Source organism: Nocardioides pinisoli (assembly GCF_024199985.1).
In the GTDB taxonomy this organism is placed as follows: Bacteria; Actinomycetota; Actinomycetes; order Propionibacteriales; family Nocardioidaceae; genus Nocardioides; species Nocardioides pinisoli.
In genome coordinates this window covers 302,976-320,744 of record NZ_JANARS010000002.1, presented here as the reverse complement: position 1 = coordinate 320,744, position 17,769 = coordinate 302,976, and the positions used below count along the sequence as shown (strand labels likewise).

Below are 17,769 nucleotides of genomic sequence, written 5' to 3'. Positions count from 1 at the left end.
GGCCCGGGGGGTGTCCAGCCGTGACCCTCTTCGCCGGCACCCTCCCGCTCGTGCGCCTCGCGCTGCACCGCGACCGCTGGCAGATCCCGCTGTGGGTGCTGGGCATCGGTGCCACGACCTACGCGACGGGCGTGTCGGAGGCCCGGGTCTACCCGACCCAGGCCACGGTCGACGCCTACGCCGAGCTCGTCGGGGAGTCCCCCGTCACCATCGCCTTCGGCGGGCCCCCCGTGGGCCTGCAGACCCTGGCCGGGGTCATCGTCTACGAGGCCGCGTTCATGATGATCCTCGGCGTCTGCCTGATGGCGATCACGATGACCGTGCGGCACACGCGCGCGGAGGAGGAGTCCGGGCGCAGCGAGGTCCTCCGGTCGACGGAGGTGGGTCGGCACGCGGCCAGCGCGGCCGCCCTCGTGACCACCACGGTCGCGTGCCTGCTCGTGGGGGCGGCCGTCTGGCTGGCCCTGGCGCCGTCGGCACTGACCTCGGGGGCGTCGCTGCTGCTGGGGGCCGGCATCGCTCCCCTGGGACTGGTCCACGCGGCCATCGCGCTGTGCGTCGCGCAGCTCTTCGTCCACTCGCGGACCGCGGTGGGCGCGTCGCTGGCGGTGTTCGCGGCGGCGTACGTCGTGCGGGCGGCCGGTGACGTCCGCGACGACTGGCTGGTCTGGCTCTCCCCGATCGGCTGGGTGCAGGCCACGCACGTGCCCGTCGACAACCGCTGGTGGCCCCTCGCCCTGCCCGTCCTGGCCACGGGGGTGCTGCTGGCCGTCGCGGTGTGGCTGGCCGAGAAGCGCGACCTCGGTGGCGGCATGCTGCCGACCAGGGCCGCCCGGACCCGCGCGCCGCGCAGCCTCTCGGGCGGCTTCGGGCTGGCGTGGCGGATCAAGCGCGGTGGCGTGCTGGGCTGGTCGGTCTCGGTCCTGCTGCTCGGGTCGCTGGTCGGCACGCTGGGTGACGCCATGGCGGACATGGCACGCGACAACCCGACGCTCGCCGACTACCTCGAGCTCGGCACCGGGGCGACCGTGACGGAGTCCTACCTCGCCACGATGGTGCTGATCCTCGGCCTGACCACGGGCGCCTTCGCCGTCTGGGCGTCCGGTCACGCCGGCGCGGACGAGGACGAGGGCCAGCTCGACGTGGTCCTGGCCGGCCCGACGAGCAGGACCCGGTCGATGACGACCGACGTGCTCGCGACGGTGGCCGGCTCGTGCGTGGTGCTCCTGGCCGCCGGGGTCGGACTGGGGATCGGCCAGGTCCTCGCCACGGACGTCGGCGACGCGGTGACGGCGCTGGGCGCCCAGCTGGCCTACCTCCCCGCGGTGCTGACGCTCATCGGCCTGGTGGCTCTGCTCGACGGGTGGCTGCCCCGCTGGACGTGGGTGGCATGGGCGGTGATGGCGTTCGCGCTCGTCCGCGGCTGGCTGGGCGGGCTGCTCGACCCGCCGCAGTGGGTCCTCGACCTGTCGCCCTACTCCCACGTGCCCCGGGTCCCGGTCGAGGACGTGTCGGCACCCGCCCTCGCCACCCTGGCCCTCGTCGCGGGCGGGCTCTTCCTCGGAGGCGTCGCCGGGTTCCGGCGACGCGACGTCGCCGCGCACTGACGAGGCCCGTCGGCGCTGGCGCGCTTGCTAGAGCGAGGTCACCCAGTTGCGCAGCAGCGCGGCGCCGGCGTCACCGGACTTTTCCGGGTGGAACTGGGTCGCCGAGAGCGGCCCGTTCTCCACCGCCGCGACGAAGCGGTCGCCGCCGTGCTCGGACCAGGTCACCAGCGGCGCGGCCGTGCGGTCGTTGGTGACGAGGTCCCACGTGCGCGCGGCGTAGGAGTGCACGAAGTAGAACCGCTCGTCCTCGACCCCGGCGAAGAGCCGCGTGCCCTCGGGCGCCTCGACGGTGTTCCATCCCATGTGCGGCACCACGTCGGCCTGCAGCCGGGTGACCAGGCCGGGCCACTCGTCGCAGCCGTCGGTCTCGACGCCGTGCTCGACCCCACCCGCGAACAGGATCTGCATCCCGACGCAGATGCCGAGGACCGGTCGGCCCCCGGCGAGCCGCCGGCCGATGATGCGCTCGCCCTTGATCGCGCGCAGGCCGGCCATGCACGCGGCGTAGGCGCCGACGCCCGGCACCACGAGGCCGTCGGCCGCCAGGGCGGCGTCGAAGTCGCCGGTCAGGGTGACGGACGCGCCCGCGCGCTCGACCGCGCGCACGACCGAGCGGAGGTTGCCCGACCCGTAGTCGAGCACGACGACGTCGGGAGCCGTCACAGGCTGCCCTTCGTCGACGGTACGCCGGTCTCGCGGGGGTCGATCGCGACCGCGTCGCGGAAGGCGCGGGCGAAGGCCTTGAACTGCGCCTCGACCACGTGGTGCGGGTCGCGACCACCGAGCACCCGCACGTGGAGCGCGAGGTGGGCGTGGAAGGAGACCGTCTCGAAGACGTGACGGGTCAGCGAGCCCATGTAGGTCGCGCCGGTGCCGCCGATGGCGACGTACTCCTGGCCCTCGGGCTCGCCGGTGTGCACGCAGTAGGGACGGCCCGACACGTCGACGACGGCCTGGACGAGCGCCTCGTCGAGCGGCACGGTCGCGTCGCCGAAGCGCCGGATGCCGGCCTTGTCGCCGAGGCCCTCGCGCAGCGCCTGGCCGAGCACGATGGCGGTGTCCTCCACGGAGTGGTGGGCGTCGATGTGGGTGTCGCCGCTGGTCTGGACGACGAGGTCCACCAGCGAGTGACGGGCGAAGGCGTCGAGCATGTGGTCGTAGAACCCCACGCCGGTCGACACGTCGGAGCGGCCGCTCCCGTCGAGGTCGACCTCGACGAGGACGCGGGACTCCTTGGTGGTGCGCTCGATCTTGGCGGTGCGGCTCATGCCGGCTCCTTCGTCGTCTCGGTTGTCTGCTGGATCGTCTCCAGCAGGGCCTGCCTGAACGCTGCCATCTCCTCCGCCGTCCCGATCGACACGCGGAGCCACCCGTCGGGCCCGGTCTCGCGGATGAGCACGCCGCGGTCGACGAGACCCTGCCAGACCGCGTGCCGGTCGACGAACCGGCCGAACAGCGCGAAGTTGGCGTCGGAGTCGGCGACCTCGAGGCCCTGGTCGCGCAGCCAGGCCACGGTGGCGTCCCGCTCGGCGCGCAGGTCGTCGACCTTGCCGAGCAGCTCCGGAGCGTGCCGCAGCGCCGCCAGGGCGGTCGCCTGCGTCACCGCGGAGAGGTGGTAGGGCAGGCGCACGACCCGGATCGCGTCGCAGATCGCGGGATCGGCGGCGAGGTAGCCCAGGCGCGCCCCGGCCAGGGCGAACGCCTTGCTCATGGTGCGCGTCACCACGAGGTTGCGGTGTCGCGGCAGCAGCTCGAGCGCGCTCGGGGTGCCCGCCCGGCGGAACTCCCCGTAGGCCTCGTCGACGACCACCAGCCCGGCCGGCTCGTAGGACGCGGCCGCCTCGCACAGCATCGTCACCGCCTCGGGCGGCAGCGCCGTCCCGGTCGGGTTGTTGGGGCTGGGCAGGAGCACCACCGAGGGGCGGCGCTCCTCGACCAGGCGGCGCGCGGCGTCGAGGTCGAGGGAGAAGTCCTCGGCGCGGTGGCCGGCCACCCACTCGGTCATCGTGTCGCGGGCGTACTCGGGATACATCGAGTACGTCGGTGCGAACGACAGCGCGACGCGGCCCGGGCCGCCGAAGGCCTGCAGCAGCTGCAGCATGACCTCGTTGGAGCCGTTGGCCGCCCACACCATCTCGGGGGTGATGCCCGTGCCGCCGGAGGTGTCGAGGTAGGCCGCGAGCGCCGTGCGCAGCTCGACGAACTCGCGGTCGGGATAGCGGTTGAGCGAGACCGCGGCCTCCCCGACGGCGCGGGCGATGTCGGCCGCCGCCTCCGGCGAGGGGCCGTAGGGGTTCTCGTTGACGTTGAGCTGCACGGGCGCCTGCTCCAGCGTCAGCTGGGGCGCACCGTAGGGCTCGATCCCCCGCAGCTCGTCACGCAGCGGTGGGAACAGCCCGCTCACCGCTCCGACCGGTCGCTGCCGAAGCGCACGCTGACGGCCTGGCCGTGGCCCGGGAGGTCCTCGGCCTCGGCCAGCGTCACGACGTGGTCGGCGACCTCGGCCAGCGCGGCCTGCGTGTAGTCGATGACGTGGACCGACCGGGTGAACGCCCGCACCGACAGCCCGCTGGAGTGGCAGGCGCAGCCGGCCGTCGGCAGCACGTGGTTGGAGCCCGCGCAGTAGTCGCCCAGCGACACCGGCGACCACGGCCCGACGAAGATGGCGCCGGCGTTGCGCACGCGTGCGGCGTGGGCGGCGGCGTCTCTGGTGACGATCTCGAGGTGCTCGGCGGCGTAGGCGTCGACGACCTCGACACCCTGGTCCATGTCGTCGACGAGCACGATGCCGGACTGGCGCCCGCCCAGCGCCGTGCGGATCCGCTCGGTGTGGCGGGTGGCGAAGAGCTGCTTGTCGAGCTCGGCCTCGACCGCGTCGGCGAGCACGAGCGAGTCGGTGACCAGCACGGACGCGGCCATCGGGTCGTGCTCGGCCTGGCTGACCATGTCGGCGGCGACGAACGCGGCGTCCGCGCTGTCGTCGGCCAGGATCGCGATCTCGGTCGGTCCGGCCTCGGAGTCGATGCCGACGACGCCGCGCAGCAGCCTCTTGGCGGCCGCGACGTAGATGTTGCCGGGACCGGTGACCAGGTCGACGCGGGCGCACGGTCCGGCGCCGTAGGCGAACATCGCGATCGCCTGGGCGCCGCCGACGGCGTAGACCTCGTCGATGCCGAGCAGCGCGCAGGCGGCGAGGATGGTCGGCTCGGGCAGGCCGCCGTGGTTCTTCTGCGGCGGGCTGGCCAGCGCGATCGAGCGCACCCCGGCCACCTGGGCCGGGACGACGTTCATCACCACGCTGCTCACCAGCGGGGCCAGACCGCCGGGGACGTAGAGGCCGACCCGGTCGATCGGCACCTTGCGGTGGGTGACGGTGGCGCCGGGAGCGACGGCGCTGGTGACGTCGTGCTCGAGCTCGGCCTCGCTGGTGGCGCGGAGCCGGCGGATGGACTCCTCGAGGGCCGCGCGCACCGTCGGGTCGAGCTCGTCGAGCGCGGCCGTGATGGCCTCACGGGGCACGGCGATGTCGTCGCTGCTCACGCCGTCGAAGCGGGCGGAGAAGTCGGTGATGGCCTCCACGCCACGGGCTCGTACGGCGTCGAGGATCGGCTGCACCTGATGCGTGGCGGCCTCGACGTCGAACTCGGCGCGGGGCACGCTCGCGCGGTAGTCGACGGACGCCGCGTCGGCGCCCCTCAGGTCGATGCGACGGATCAGGGACATGCCCTGATTCTAGGTTCCCCCGCGGGTCGACCCGAACTCGCGGGTGCAGGGTGGACTGCGGCCACTAGTGTCGTCGGTGTGAGCGAGCCGATGCCGATGTTCCCGCTGAGCACCGTGGTGTTCCCGGGGATGAGCGTGCCGCTCCACGTCTTCGAGGACCGCTACCGGCTGCTGGTGCGCCACCTGCTCGAGCAGGAGGACCCTGCCCAGCGGGTCTTCGGCACGGTCGCGATCCGCGAGGGCTACGAGGTCGGCGACCACGGCGCCCAGTCGGTCTACCGGGTCGGCTGCGTCCTGCAGCTGACCGAGGTCGACCGGCGTGAGGACGGCACGTTCGACATCGTCGCGGTCGCCCGCGAGCGCCTCGTCCTCGAGGAGATGCAGCGCGGCGTCGACTACCCGCAGGGCATCGCCGCCGTGCTCCCCGAGCCGCAGGTGCAGGTGCCGGCTGAGGTGCTCCAACGCGCCCGCGCCACCTTCACGGCCTTCCGCGCGGCGATGACCGAGCTCCAGGGTGACCCCTACAGCGGGACGCTCCCCCGCGACCCCGACTACCTGGCGTGGACCCTCTCGGCGCTGGCACCGCTCCCGATGGCCGAGCGCCAGGCGCTGCTCGAGGCGACCGACGCGACCGAGCGCCTCATCCTGGTGACCCAGCTGCTGACCGAGGAGCTTCGCGCGATCAACGTCATCCCGTCGCTGCCGGCCACCCAGGTGGCGCGCACCGCGTGGTCCCCCAACTGAGTCGCGCAGTGGCGCGCGAGGCACGAGCGCGGCGCGTGGGCGCGGCCAGATTGAGCAAGCGACGCGGCTGAGGGACGAAGTCGCACGAGCGCGTCGAAATCACCCAGCACGACGAGAAGGATCAAGCGGTGGCCAAACGAAAGAGCGCCGGAGGTACGCCGGCGACGGTCGCGCTCGCGGCCGCGGGCATCGCCTTCGAGGTGCGCACCTACGAGCACGACCCGCGGGCCGCGTCGTTCGGGCTGGAGGCCGCCGAGGCGCTCGGCGTCGACCCGGCGCGGGTGTTCAAGACGCTGCTCGCCTCCCTCGACGGCCGGCTCGTGGTCGGCGTCGTGCCGGTCTCGGGCCAGCTCGACCTCAAGGCGCTGGCCCGTGCCCTCGGTGGCAGCAAGGCGGTGATGGCCGACGTCGCGGCCGCGGAGCGCGCCACCGGCTACGTTGCGGGCGGCATCTCGCCCGTCGGGCAGAAGCGCGCCCACCCGACCGTGCTCGACGCCTCGGCGCTCGACCACGGCACGATCCTGGTCTCGGGTGGCCGGCGCGGCTTCGACCTCGAGCTCGCGCCGACGGACCTGGTGGCGATCACCGGAGCGGTGACCGCCACCATCGGTCGCTGAGCCGGGCGCCGGCGGACCGGCTTCCGGGGCTCAGTCGGTGGTGAGCTTGAAGAGCCCGTGCACCACGTCGTCGTCGACCCAGGAGCTCATGCCGAAGGCCGACAGCGGCTCGAGGTTCTTGCTGACCTCGGGCGAGTCGCCGGTGAGCCGGACCAACCAGTCGTTGTCGGCGTCGAAGTCGACGAACAGCACCGACTGCGCCTCGTCGACCTCCACGACCTCCGCGTAGGCCGCGCTGTCGCCCAGGCTGCCGCCCTCCTCGAGGTCGCCGCGGTAGCCCTCCTGCAGCGCGAGGACGGCGTAGCCGTCGCCCTCGGTGACCTGCAGGTAGTCGGCCAGCTCCGGTCCTGCCTGCGCGGCGATCTTGTCGAGGACGGCCTGGATCTCGTCGGGGTCGCCGTCGATCCGGATGCCCACCGGCACCTCGCCCGGTCCGCCGTTGGCGACGGCGTCGGGGTCGAGACCGGCACCGAGCGAGACGGTCAGGCCCTCGCCCAGGAGGGTCTCGAGGTCCTCGGGCAACGCCAGACCGGTCTCCGCCTCGAGCTGGGCGAGCTGCTCGTCGATGGACGCGCTGTCCTCGGGCAGCGCGGCCTTGACGTAGTCGAGCATGGCGCCGGCCCAGCCCTCCTCGAGGGAGAGACCGAAGGCGGCGAGGGTGTCGTCGGGCAGGCCGGCCACCATGTCGGCGCCGGTCCTGCTGTCGACGTACTTCGTCAGGTCGGGCTGGTAGTTGGACATGGCGTACTCGATCTCGACCGCACCGTCGTCGAAGCGGACGGTGGCCGCCATGCCGTCGAAGTCGTCGATCATCTGCCGGAGCTCGTCGGGGATCTCCTCCTCAGACGGTGCCTCCTCGGCAAACCAGCTGCCCTCGTCCATGGGCGACCCGGGCGTGCCCATCATCCCCATGCCGCCCATGGGACCCATGACACCGAGCTCGTCGAGGAACTTGGTGACGCCCTTGCCGACGTAGACCGACATGACGCCGTCGTCGCCGGCCTCGCCGGTCCACTCCCCGAAGGACGCGTCCGCTGCGAGCGTGGAGCCGTCGGCGGCGTCGACGACCTGCTGGGCGATCTCCTTGGTCTCCGCGAGGACGATCCAGTCGCCGTCGACGACCCAGCCGCCGACGTCGCCCTCGGCGTCCTCGCCGCCGCCGCACGCGTCGACGAGCGAGCCGAGCCCGTCCTCGGCCTTGCCGGAGTCGGTCGTCTGCACGACCCCGACCGGGGTCGGCTCGTCCTCCCCGAGGTCGACCATGGCCATCGCGGCGCGCGAGCCCAGCCAGGGCTCGACGTCGGCGTCGTAGTCGAGGCCCTCGCACTCGCCGGAGGAGGTCATCTCCTCGAAGAAGCGCTCGCGCAGGTCGTCGTCGGCCTGGAGGTCGACCTCGTCGACGAACCCGGGGAACTTGCGCAGCGTCTTGATGGCCTCGATCTTCTGCCCGCCGCTCGGGTCGAGGTCGACGCTGAAGTAGGCGACCGTCGAGGCGGGCAGCGCCTCAGCGGGCTGCGCGCCGGTGCTGAAGAAGCTGGTGGCCGCCCAGGCGCCTCCCGCGACGACGGCTCCGCCGGCGACGATCGCGCCCAGGGCGACCAGTCGCTTCTTGTTGTCGTTGTCGGGCGCCGACTGCGCGGGCCCCGATCCGTCGAGGTACTCAGGCCCGTCGGCCGGACCGCCCGGTGTCATGCTCATCTCGCTCTGCTCCCCCGTCGCACGGGTCCCGGCGGTGCCGGGACTGCCCAGTTGCGGGCGCAGCAAGCCTACCCACGCGAACGCCGCGCGAACCCCCAGTCGGGCAAGAGATAGCAGCAGACCAGACCAGCCATCGCACCGGCGGGCAGGGCGACGAGGGCGGTCGCGTGCCACGTCACCCGGCCCTCGTCTGGAGCGGTCAGCCCGAGGTCCCCCGGCAACGTGGTGTAGTCGGGCCGGCCCGCGGCCAGTGCCTGCGGGTCGGGCGGTCCGAGCGCGCTGCCGACGCCGTACATCACGGCCGCGGCGACGCCCGACGCCACGAGCACCGCCACCAGCGTGACGGTCTCGCGCCCCCGCCACAGACCCGCCAGCACGCCGAGGACGAGGCCGAGCGGGAACGCGATCACGACGAACAGGGCGATGGACTCGAAGGAGAGGTCGGGCCCGGCGGGCTCGAGGTACCAGCGGCCCTTGAAGGCGACGCCGGTGGGGGCGTCCCAGAGCCGCTCCCAGAGCACGCCGCCGGCCGCGCCGCCGGCCACGAACAGCGCGAGCACCGCCAGCACGCGGCGCACCAGCCGGCCGCCCGTCCCGGCGCCCGTGACGTCGTCCATGGCGGCGCTCATCCGGTCATCATCCGGTCAGGCAGCCGGGTCCGAGCAGCTGCTTGAGGTCGGCGAAGAGGGCCGGGCTGGGGCTCACGCGCAGGTTGTCGTCGAGGCGCAGCACCTTGGTCGAGCTCCGGGTGAGCAGCCGCAGCTGCACCTCGGTCATGCCGGGGTGGGTGCCGAGCACGTCACGCAGCTGGGCCACGACCGGCGGCGTGCACCGGGTCGACGGCAGGCTGATCACGACCGGCCCGGTCGGTCCGTGGGTCAGGTCGGGGGCGGTGACCTCCTGGGCGCGCAGCTCGGGCTGGTCCTTGTCACGTGAGAGCTGGCCCTTGATCCGGACGATGTTGTCCTCGACGAGCAGCGTCGACGCGAGGGTGTAGGCGCTCGGGAAGAGGAGCACGTCGATGGCACCGTCGAGGTCCTCGAGCGTGATGGTCGCCCACGGGTCGCCCCGCTTGGTGATCTTCCGGGAGACCGAGGTGATGAGTCCGCTGACGGTGATCGTGGAGTTGTGCGGCCGGTCCTCGTCGAGCAGGAGCTGGCCGATGGTGCAGTCGGTGCCCTGGGAGAGGACGTGCTCGAGGCCGAGGAGCGGGTGGTCCGAGACGTAGAGCCCGAGCATCTCCCGCTCGTGGCCGAGGAGGGTCATCTTGTCCCAGTCGTCGATGTCGGGGATGGTCACGCTGACCCCGAACCCTGCGTCGTCGTCACCGTCGCCGAGACCGGCGAAGAGGGAGTCCTGCCCGATGGCCTCGTTCTTCTTGAGGTCGACGAACTGGTCGACGGCCGTCTCGTGGACGGCGGCCAGCGCGCGCCGCTTGTGCTTCATGTCGTCGAACGCCCCGGCCTTGATCAGCGACTCCACGACCCGCTTGTTGCAGACGAGGGCGGGGACCTTCTCCATGAAGTCGTTGAAGTCGGCGTAGCGGCCCTTCTCCTCGCGAGCGGCCACGATGCCGGCGACGACGTTGTGGCCGACGTTGCGGACCGCGGTGAGGCCGAAGCGGACGTCCTGGCCAACCGGGGTGAAGTTGGCGTGCGACTCGTTGACGTCGGGCGGGAGGACCTGGATCTTCATGCGACGGCACTCGTTGAGGTAGATCGCCATCTTGTCCTTGTCGTCCTTCACCGAGGTGAGGAGGGCGGCCATGTACTCCGTCGGGTAGTTGGCCTTGAGGTAGGCGGTCCAGTAGGTGATGACGCCGTAGGCGGCCGAGTGCGACTTGTTGAAGGCGTAGTCGGAGAAGGGGAGCAGGATCTCCCACAGCTTGTCGATGGCCTGCTGGGGGAAGCCACGCTCGAGCATGCCGGCCTGGAAGCCGGCGTACTGCTTGTCGAGCTCCTCCTTCTTCTTCTTGCCCATCGCGCGACGCAGGTTGTCGGCGGCACCGAGCGTGAAGCCGGCGAGCACCTGCGCGATCGCCATCACCTGCTCCTGGTAGACGATCAGGCCGTAGGTCTCCCCCAGGACCGGCTCGAGCGCCTCGGCGAGGGCCGGGTGGATCGGCTCGATCGGCTCGCGGCCGTTCTTGCGGCGGGCGTACTTGTTGTGGGAGTCGGCGCCCATCGGGCCGGGGCGGTAGAGGGCGCTGACGGCCGTGATGTCGGCGAAGGCGTCGGGCTGCAGGGAGCGCAGCAGCGAGCGCATGCCCGAGCCGTCGAGCTGGAAGACGCCCAGCGTGTCGCCGCGACCCATCAGCTCGTAGGTCGCGCGGTCCTCGAAGTCGAGCTCCTCCAGGACGACCTTCTCGCCCCGGTTGACCTCGATGTTGGCGATCGCGTCGTCGAGGATGCGGAGGTTGGACAGGCCGAGGAAGTCCATCTTGACCAGTCCGAGCGACTCGCACATCGGGTAGTCGAACTGGGTGATCACCGCGCCGTCCTGCGGGCGGGACATGATCGGGACGATGTCGATCAGCGGCTCGCTCGACATGATCACGCCGGCCGCGTGCACGCCCCAGTTGCGGATCTGCCCCTCGAGGCCGACCGCCGTCTCGTAGATCGTGCGGACGTCGGGGTCCTGGCCGTGCAGCGCGCGGAACTCCCCGCCGTCGTTGTAGCGCTTGTGGTCGGGGTTGAAGATGTCCTTGAGGGCGACGCCCTTGCCCATCACGTCGGCCGGGTAGGCCTTGGTGATCCGGTCGCCGATCGCGAAGCCGTGGTCGAGCACGCGAGCGGCGTCCTTGATGGCGGCCTTGGCCTTGAGCCGGCCGAACGTCGCGATCTGCGCGACCCGCTCGGCGCCGTACTTCTCGCTGACGTAGTGGATGACCTCACCGCGGCGGGCGTCGTCGAAGTCGATGTCGAAGTCGGGCATCGAGGGACGCTCGGGGTTGAGGAACCGCTCGAAGAACAGGCCGTGCTCGAGCGGGCACAGGTCGGTGATGCGCAGCGCGTAGGCCGCGATCGAGCCCGCACCCGAGCCACGACCGGGCCCGACGCGGATGCCGTTGTCCTTGGCCCAGTTGATGAAGTCGGCGACCACGAGGTAGTAGCCGCAGTAGCCCTTCTGCGAGATGACCGCGAGCTCCATCTCGACGCGGTCGCGGACCTCCTGGTCGAGCCGGTCGCCGGGGTAGCGGGCCTCGATGCCGCGCCAGACCTCCTTGCGGAACCACGACTCCTCGGTCTCGCCGGCGGGCACGTCGGCGCGGGCCATGTAGCCGCCGGTGGACTCGGTGAACTCGACCTCGCACCGCTCGGCGATGGCGAGGGTGTTGTCGCAGGCCTCGGGCATGCCGAACCGGTCGGCCCACAGCTCGCGCATCTCGGCGGCGGACTTGATGTAGTAGCCGCCGCCGTCGAACTTGAGCCGGTTGGTGTCGGAGAGCCGCTTGCCCGAGGCGACGCAGATGAGGGCGTCGTGGGCGGCCGCGTCCTCGGGGTTGTTGTAGTGGGAGTCGTTGGTGGCGATGGGCGGCAGGCCCATCTGCTTGCCGAGGCGGAGCAGGTCGTCGCGGACCCGCTTCTCGATGTCGATGCCGTGGTCCATCAGCTCGAGGAACACGTTGTCGCGGCCGAAGATCTCCTGGAGCTCGCCCGCCTCCCGCACCGCCTCGTCGTACTGGCCGAGGCGCAGGCGGGTCTGGATCGCACCGCTCGGGCAGCCGGTGCTGACGATCAGCCCCTTGCTGTGCTCGGCGAGGATCTCCTTGTCCATGCGGGGCTTGTAGAAGTAGCCCTCCATGCTCGAGCGCGACGACAACCGGAACAGGTTGTGCATGCCCTCGGTGTTCTCCGCCCACATGGTCATGTGGGTGTAGGCGCCGCCGCCGGCGACGTCGTTGCCGCCCTCCTCGGCGAGGTCACCCTGGCCCCAGCGCACGCGCCGGCGCTCGCCGCGCATGGTGCCGGGGGTGATGTAGGCCTCGATGCCGATGATCGGCTTCACGCCGTACTTCTTGGCCTTGCTGTAGAAGTCGTAGGCGCCGTGGAGGTTGCCGTGGTCGGTCATCGCGATGGCCGGCATGCCCAGCTCACTCGTGCGGGCGAAGAGGCCGTCGAGCAGCGACGCCCCGTCGAGCATCGAGTACTCGGTGTGCACGTGGAGGTGCACGAAGTTGTCCGCGGAGCTGGTGGAGGAGCCGGACGACATGGAGGAGACTTCCGCGCCTTTCGGGGTCGCTGACGGGGGCGTGCGTGAGGAGAGGTGCTGGCTGCGCAGCGGTGCATCCAGAAGGAGGGGGAAGAGCAGTCAGCCTACGTCAGTGTGCCCGGCCCCACCGACAGGACACGGCGCGCGGTCCGGACCTCCCGACGGGTCACGCTCACAGCCAGTCGATCGCGTGCCCGTGGCCGTGGCTCCAGGCGACGGGCACACCGTCGAGCGCGGTCACGAAGCGGCCCGGGGGGACCTCCCGGCTCCCCGTGACCGCGGGCAGGACCCGGCCCCCCTCGTTGCTGATCCAGCGGCAGCGGCCGGCTGCGACCAGGCGCGTCATCAGCTCGTGGAAGCGCACCCGGTCGGGCTCCTCCAGGTAGGCGATGACCGCCGAGTGGAGCACGACCGGGGTGCCGTGCCCGGCCGCCTGGTCCACGAGGTCCTCGACGTGGTCGAGGAGGTCGCCCTGCCGCACCGCGGGGGGCTCGCGGCGAGCGACGTCGACGGCGGCGCGCAGCCGCTGACGACGCTCGTCCTGCTCGGGCCAGACCAGGTTCTCCAGCCAGGCCATCGCGTCCTCGTCCGTCACGTCGAGCGGGTTGAGGTCCACGCCGCCGCGCCAGGCGACGTCGGGGTGGGCGGCCGGCACCGGCAGGGTGCCGGTGGCCCGGGCGGTGAGCAGCGGCCCGCCGCTCCCCCGCAGCGCGCCGGACGGCGGCCAGGCGTAGTCGTAGCGGTCGGGGAACAGGCACAGCCCGGCGCTGGCACCGACCTCGACCAGCGCGAGCGGTCCCTCGACGAGCCCGAGCACCGGGACGAGCGTGGCGAGGCGGCCCACCTCGTTGGTCTGGGTCGCTCGCGCCATGACGGTCGCGCGCACGGCCGGCTCCTGCTCAAGCAGCACCGTGCGGAGGGCGTCGTACGGCGCCGGGGCGGGCGCACCGTGCCAGCGGGCGGCGGCGAAGACCAGGTTGGGCTGGCGCTTGATCGGCGGGAAGGTCCCCAACCACGCCAGGACCTCCGCGTCCCCCGCGACGCCGAGCGCCCACTCCTCGAAGCACGGCGAGTCGCCCGCCGCATAGGTCGCGAAGTCGCGGTACTCGGTCACCACGTCGTCGTAGAGCAGCACCCGGTCATCATGCGGGCCACGCCCCGGATCGGGACAGTGACCGGCCGAGCCCCGTTGACCTCAGTGACGTGGGTCACATAGCGTTCCACCCAGTTGCATTTGTTTGGGTTCCATACAAACAAACTCCCCCCACCCCTCCCGAGAGGACCGACCCATGAGGAAACCGCTCAGCCTGATCACCTCCGGCCTGGCCGCCGGCGCCCTGCTCCTGACCGGCGCGACCTACGCGTCCGCAGGAACCGACGCCGCCGAAGCACCAGCCGCCAGCCCGTCCGCCGCCGCGCCCTACAAGGTGCTGGTCGTCGGCAAGACGCTCGGCTTCCGCCACTCCCACATCGACGAGACGACCAACGCCGTCATCGACCTCGGCGGGGAGCACGGCTTCACCGTCGACGTCTGGGACCCGCCGACCGCGAACTCGCCCGGCCAGCCCGGCCTGACCATGGCGACGACGCCCTTCACGTCGGCCGAGGACCTCAGCCAGTACGCCACGATCATCTTCGCGTCGAACGTCGACGGCACCAACAACCAGGACCCCGCTCGCCCCCGCACCCTCGACGACGCCGAGCTGGCGGCCTTCCAGGGCTACATCCGGGGCGGCGGCGGGTTCGTGGGCCTGCACGCCGCGACGGACGCCATGCACGCCGTGCCGTGGTACAGCGAGCTCACCGGCGGCAGCGCGCGCTTCGCCGGCCACCCCGCGCAGCAGACGGCCACCATGGTCGTGGAGAGCCCCAACCACCCGTCGACCACGATGCTGCCGAAGAAGTGGATCCGCTTCGACGAGTGGTACAACTTCACGTCCAACCCGCGTGAGGACGTGCACGTCCTGCTGACCCTCGACGAGAGCACCTACAACCCGGGCCGCGGCGCGATGGGTGCGGACCACCCGATCGCCTGGTGCCACAACTTCGAGGGCGGACGATCCTGGTACGAGGGCGCCGGCCACGTCGACCAGTCCTACGCCGACCCGACCTTCCTGGCGCACCTGCTCGGCGGCATCGAGTGGACCGCCGGTGTCGTGGAGGGCGGTGGCAACTGTGTGACCTTCCCGGAGGTCGAGGAGATCACCGCCGACCTCAGCGAGGGCGGCAACCGCAACGCCAAGCTCGGCGCGGACGTGGCCGAGGCCCTCGCCGCGGCCGAGGCTGCTGCCGAGGACGGTGACCACGCTGCTGCCGCGCACATCCTCAAGAAGGCCAAGGGCAAGGCGCACGGGCTCCAGGACGAGACCCTCGTCGAGAAGCTCGCCGACCTGGTCGACTGGCAGGGAGGCCTGGTCGGCTACTGACCGACCGACACCCAGCAGCACACCTCGACGACCGGCCGCGCCCACCCGGGCGTGGCCGGTCGTCCCGCGTCCGGGACGACCCGACGATCAGCGCGAGGCGTCGAGCGACTCGGTGATGATCACGTCGACGATGCGCGCCACCCGCTCCGGGCCCAGCTCGGGCACCACCCCGGCCACGCGCTCTGCGATCTCCGCCTCGCGCACGGGGTCGCGCTCGTCGGACGGCTTCACCGCCTGCACGGCCCGGGTCAGGGCCGTGCGACGCGCCAGCACGTCGCCCAGCACGAGGTCCACCTCGTCGATCAGGCCGCGCAGGAAGGTCAGCGGGTCGGCACCCGGCCAGGCCACGCGGATGTCGGGTGCGCGCTCCTCGTTGGCCGACCCGTCCGTGCGCTCGAGCTCGAGGCAGCCCCGGCTGCGGTAGAACGCGCGCGCCGGCGCGTTGGACTCGAAGACCCACAGGCAGAAGCCGCCCGGGCGCATCGACGCGACGAGGTCGAAGAGCGCGGTCCCGACGCCGTGACCCTGGTGGTCGGGGTGGACGTAGAGGTCGTCGAGCCAGGTCGCGGTCCAGCGCGCGTAGCCGGCCGGCTCGCCGCCGCGCTCGGCCACCCAGACGTCGTACGACGCCAGGTCCCAGCCGGCGACCCAGGCCCGCGCCTCGTGGTCGGGGTGCACCGGGGGCGGGAAGGCCTCACCCGCGCCGTGCCGTGCCGCGAGGTGGAGGTCGGCGACGACGGCGAGGTCCTCGACCGTCGCCGGGCGCAGGGTGAGCTCAGTGCTCATCTCGGATGACGTCGAGCGCGTGCGCGAGGTCGTCGGGGTAGGTGGACTCATAGCTGACGTGGTCGCCGGTCTCGGGGTGCTCGAAGCCCAGGCGCATCGCGTGCAGCCACTGCCGCTCCAGCCCCAGCCGCTTGGCCAGTGTGGGGTCGGCGCCATAGGTCAGGTCGCCCACGCAGGGGTGCTTGAGCGCGCTCATGTGCACCCGGATCTGGTGGGTGCGCCCCGTCTCGAGGTGCACCTCGAGCAGGCTGGCGAACCGGTGCGCCTCGAGCGTCTCGTAGTGGGTGACGCTGTGGCGGCCGTCGGCCATCACGGCGAACTTGTAGTCGTGGTGGGGGTGACGGCCGATCGGGGCGTCGACCGTGCCGGCGAGCGGGTCGGGGTGCCCCTGCACCAGGGCGTGGTAGGTCTTGTCGACCGTGCGGTGGCGGAACGCGTTCTTGAGCACGGAGTAGGCGTGCTCGGACTTCGCGATGACCATGACGCCGGAGGTGCCGACGTCGAGGCGCTGGACGATGCCCTCGCGCTCCTTGGCACCGCTCGTCGAGATCCGGAAGCCCGCGCCGGCGAGGTGCCCCACGACGGTCGGCCCGCGCCAGCCCGGCGAGGGGTGCACGGCGACGCCGACGGGCTTGTCGATGACCACGATGGCGTCGTCGTCGTGGATGATCCGGATCCCCTCGACGACCTCCGCCTTCACCTCGAGCGGGTCGTGCTCGGCCGGGATCGTCACGTCGAGCATGGAGCCGGCGTGGACCCGGTCGCTCTTGCCGACGGCGCCTCCGTCGACCTGCACGAGGCCCTGCGCGATCAGGTCGGCCGCCCGGGTGCGCGAGAAGCCGAACATCCGCGCCATCGCCGCGTCGACCCGCTCGCCGGCGAGACCGTCAGGGACGAAGACCGTGCGCTGCTCGGCGTGGGTGGTCACGCATCCTCGCGATCGGACCCGTGCCCGGAGTCGCGGGTGCCGTCGAGGGCGATGCCCCGGAAGGTCTGGAGGATGATCAGGCCCGCCGCGACGTTGATGCAGATGTCGGCGATGTTGAAGACGGGCCAGTTGGGAAGCATCAGGAAGTCGACGACGTGCCCGTGGAACGGCTCGGGCTCGCGCACGATCCGGTCGGTGAGGTTTCCGGCGACGCCGCCCAGCAGCAGGCCGAGCGCCAGCGCCCAGCCGGTGCTGACGATGCGGCGGCTCAGCCACAGCACCACCGCGACCGCCACCATCGCCAGGCACGTGAAGACGATGGTGAAGTCGGTGCCGGTGCTGAAGGCGGCGCCGGGGTTGAACGTCAGGTGGAGGGTGAACCAGTCACCGAGCACGGGGATGTCACCGTCGGCCAGCTCGGACAGCGCCCACTGCTTGCTGGCGAGGTCGAGGGCGTAGGCCACGAGGGCCACCGCCGCGAACACCAGCCGCGCGTCGACGCGGGGTCGGGACGGGACCTGGTCGGCCTCGTCGGCCTGGTCGCTGGGATTCAGCGACGCTCCTCGCGCTGCTTGCATGACATGCACAGTGTGGCATGCGGCACCGCCATCAACCGATTCTTGCCCACGGGGTTGCCGCAGGAGTCACAGACACCGTAGGAGCCGTCGTCGATGTGGGCCAGTGCCCGCTCGATCTGCTGCAGGGTGTCCCGCTCGCGGGCGAGCACGGTGAGCTCGTGGTCGCGCTCGAAGCTCGTCGCCCCCACGTCGGCCTGGTCGTGGCCGGCGCCGTCGCCGGCGTCGCGCATCAGACCGGCGAGCTCCTGCTCGGACTGCCCCACGATGGCCGTCAGCCGGTCGCGGTGCTCCTTGAGCTCCTTGACGACCTCGTTGAGCTCGGCCTTCGTCCAGGGGTCCTCACCCTCGAGCACCACGAGGGTTGCGGGAGTGGCCTTGCGTACCTTCTTCGCCGGCGCGGCCTTCGTGGCAGGCGTCGGAGCGGCTTTCGTCACGGGTGCAGCCTTCTTC

Annotated in this window: 16 protein-coding genes; 4 read left to right on the top strand and 12 right to left on the bottom strand. The window is 71.9% G+C overall.

The window, feature by feature from the left end:
* Window positions 1-20: 20 nt before the first annotated feature.
* Window positions 21-1,607: an ABC transporter permease gene (locus NCI01_RS23000; RefSeq protein WP_504928446.1), complete on the top strand. Its 1,587-nt coding sequence runs from the start codon at window positions 21-23 to the stop codon at window positions 1,605-1,607.
* A gap of 27 nt (window positions 1,608-1,634) precedes the next feature.
* On the opposite strand, the gene hisH is transcribed toward NCI01_RS23000, so the two are convergent.
* Genes hisH through hisD form a run of 4 tightly spaced genes read right to left on the bottom strand, consistent with a single transcriptional unit; the run spans window position 1,635 to window position 5,330 of the window.
* Window positions 1,635-2,270 (bottom strand): imidazole glycerol phosphate synthase subunit HisH, encoded by a 636-nt coding sequence (hisH, locus tag NCI01_RS05525; protein WP_254180475.1) that lies wholly within the window; start codon window positions 2,268-2,270, stop codon window positions 1,635-1,637.
* The gene (gene hisB, locus NCI01_RS05520) at window positions 2,267-2,875 is read right to left on the bottom strand and encodes an imidazoleglycerol-phosphate dehydratase HisB (RefSeq protein ID WP_254180474.1); all 609 of its coding nucleotides are present in this window, start codon (window positions 2,873-2,875) and stop codon (window positions 2,267-2,269) included. Before hisB ends, hisH begins: the two co-directional genes overlap by 4 nt.
* Window positions 2,872-4,002, bottom strand: coding sequence for a histidinol-phosphate transaminase (locus tag NCI01_RS05515; protein ID WP_254180770.1), 1,131 nt, complete (start codon window positions 4,000-4,002; stop codon window positions 2,872-2,874). Before NCI01_RS05515 ends, hisB begins: the two co-directional genes overlap by 4 nt.
* Window positions 4,003-4,007: 5 nt before the next feature.
* Complete coding sequence (hisD, locus tag NCI01_RS05510) at window positions 4,008-5,330, bottom strand: histidinol dehydrogenase (protein ID WP_254180473.1); 1,323 nt, start codon at window positions 5,328-5,330, stop codon at window positions 4,008-4,010.
* 78 nt (window positions 5,331-5,408) lie between these two features.
* Between hisD and NCI01_RS05505 the strand changes: the two genes are divergently transcribed.
* Together NCI01_RS05505 and ybaK are read left to right on the top strand one after the other, a co-directional pair.
* Window positions 5,409-6,074, top strand: a complete 666-nt coding sequence (locus tag NCI01_RS05505; protein WP_254180472.1) for an LON peptidase substrate-binding domain-containing protein — start codon at window positions 5,409-5,411, stop codon at window positions 6,072-6,074.
* A gap of 128 nt (window positions 6,075-6,202) precedes the next feature.
* Complete coding sequence (ybaK, locus tag NCI01_RS05500; RefSeq protein ID WP_254180471.1) at window positions 6,203-6,691, top strand: Cys-tRNA(Pro) deacylase; 489 nt, start codon at window positions 6,203-6,205, stop codon at window positions 6,689-6,691.
* A gap of 30 nt (window positions 6,692-6,721) precedes the next feature.
* On the opposite strand, the gene NCI01_RS05495 is transcribed toward ybaK, so the two are convergent.
* From NCI01_RS05495 to NCI01_RS05480, 4 genes are all read right to left on the bottom strand, one after another.
* The gene (locus NCI01_RS05495) at window positions 6,722-8,389 is read right to left on the bottom strand and encodes a DUF3352 domain-containing protein (RefSeq protein ID WP_254180470.1); all 1,668 of its coding nucleotides are present in this window, start codon (window positions 8,387-8,389) and stop codon (window positions 6,722-6,724) included.
* Window positions 8,390-8,457: 68 nt separating this feature from the next.
* Complete coding sequence (locus NCI01_RS05490) at window positions 8,458-9,018, bottom strand: hypothetical protein (protein WP_254180469.1); 561 nt, start codon at window positions 9,016-9,018, stop codon at window positions 8,458-8,460.
* A 7-nt stretch (window positions 9,019-9,025) separates the two neighbouring features.
* Window positions 9,026-12,601 carry a DNA polymerase III subunit alpha gene (dnaE, locus tag NCI01_RS05485; protein ID WP_254180468.1) on the bottom strand — a complete coding sequence of 1,192 codons (3,576 nt, stop codon included), beginning with the start codon at window positions 12,599-12,601 and terminating at the stop codon, window positions 9,026-9,028.
* 172 nt (window positions 12,602-12,773) lie between these two features.
* Window positions 12,774-13,736, bottom strand: coding sequence for a DUF2332 domain-containing protein (locus NCI01_RS05480; RefSeq protein ID WP_254180467.1), 963 nt, complete (start codon window positions 13,734-13,736; stop codon window positions 12,774-12,776).
* Between the two features lie 154 nt (window positions 13,737-13,890).
* Here NCI01_RS05480 and NCI01_RS05475 point away from each other — a divergent pair, with 154 nt between their 5' ends.
* Entirely contained in the window at window positions 13,891-15,027 is a 1,137-nt protein-coding gene (locus tag NCI01_RS05475; RefSeq protein WP_254180466.1) for a ThuA domain-containing protein, read from the top strand.
* Between the two features lie 87 nt (window positions 15,028-15,114).
* Here NCI01_RS05475 and NCI01_RS05470 read toward each other — a convergent pair whose 3' ends face one another.
* From NCI01_RS05470 to NCI01_RS22610, 4 genes are read right to left on the bottom strand one after another with little or no spacing between them, the layout of a single operon-like run.
* Window positions 15,115-15,813, bottom strand: a complete 699-nt coding sequence (locus NCI01_RS05470; RefSeq protein ID WP_254180465.1) for a GNAT family N-acetyltransferase — start codon at window positions 15,811-15,813, stop codon at window positions 15,115-15,117.
* Window positions 15,803-16,741 (bottom strand): RluA family pseudouridine synthase, encoded by a 939-nt coding sequence (locus NCI01_RS05465; protein ID WP_308213188.1) that lies wholly within the window; start codon window positions 16,739-16,741, stop codon window positions 15,803-15,805. The genes NCI01_RS05470 and NCI01_RS05465 overlap by 11 nt, the downstream gene beginning before the upstream one ends.
* Complete coding sequence (gene lspA, locus NCI01_RS05460) at window positions 16,738-17,319, bottom strand: signal peptidase II (RefSeq protein WP_254180464.1); 582 nt, start codon at window positions 17,317-17,319, stop codon at window positions 16,738-16,740. The genes NCI01_RS05465 and lspA overlap by 4 nt, the downstream gene beginning before the upstream one ends.
* Window positions 17,292-17,753 (bottom strand): TraR/DksA family transcriptional regulator, encoded by a 462-nt coding sequence (locus NCI01_RS22610; RefSeq protein ID WP_254180463.1) that lies wholly within the window; start codon window positions 17,751-17,753, stop codon window positions 17,292-17,294. The genes lspA and NCI01_RS22610 overlap by 28 nt, the downstream gene beginning before the upstream one ends.
* Between the last annotated feature and the right edge of the window lie 16 nt (window positions 17,754-17,769).

What these genes read in the sequence shown, in the direction of transcription:
- dnaE (WP_254180468.1), bottom strand. Translation starts at nt 12,601, where the DNA reads ATGTCGTCCGGCTCCTCCACCAGCTCCGCGGACAACTTCGTGCACCTC.
- hisB (WP_254180474.1), bottom strand. Translation starts at nt 2,875, where the DNA reads ATGAGCCGCACCGCCAAGATCGAGCGCACCACCAAGGAGTCCCGCGTC.
- lspA (WP_254180464.1), bottom strand. Translation starts at nt 17,319, where the DNA reads ATGCAAGCAGCGCGAGGAGCGTCGCTGAATCCCAGCGACCAGGCCGAC.
- NCI01_RS05475 (WP_254180466.1), top strand. Translation starts at nt 13,891, where the DNA reads ATGAGGAAACCGCTCAGCCTGATCACCTCCGGCCTGGCCGCCGGCGCC.
- NCI01_RS05470 (WP_254180465.1), bottom strand. Translation starts at nt 15,813, where the DNA reads ATGAGCACTGAGCTCACCCTGCGCCCGGCGACGGTCGAGGACCTCGCC.
- NCI01_RS05490 (WP_254180469.1), bottom strand. Translation starts at nt 9,018, where the DNA reads ATGAGCGCCGCCATGGACGACGTCACGGGCGCCGGGACGGGCGGCCGG.
- NCI01_RS05495 (WP_254180470.1), bottom strand. Translation starts at nt 8,389, where the DNA reads ATGAGCATGACACCGGGCGGTCCGGCCGACGGGCCTGAGTACCTCGAC.
- hisD (WP_254180473.1), bottom strand. Translation starts at nt 5,330, where the DNA reads ATGTCCCTGATCCGTCGCATCGACCTGAGGGGCGCCGACGCGGCGTCC.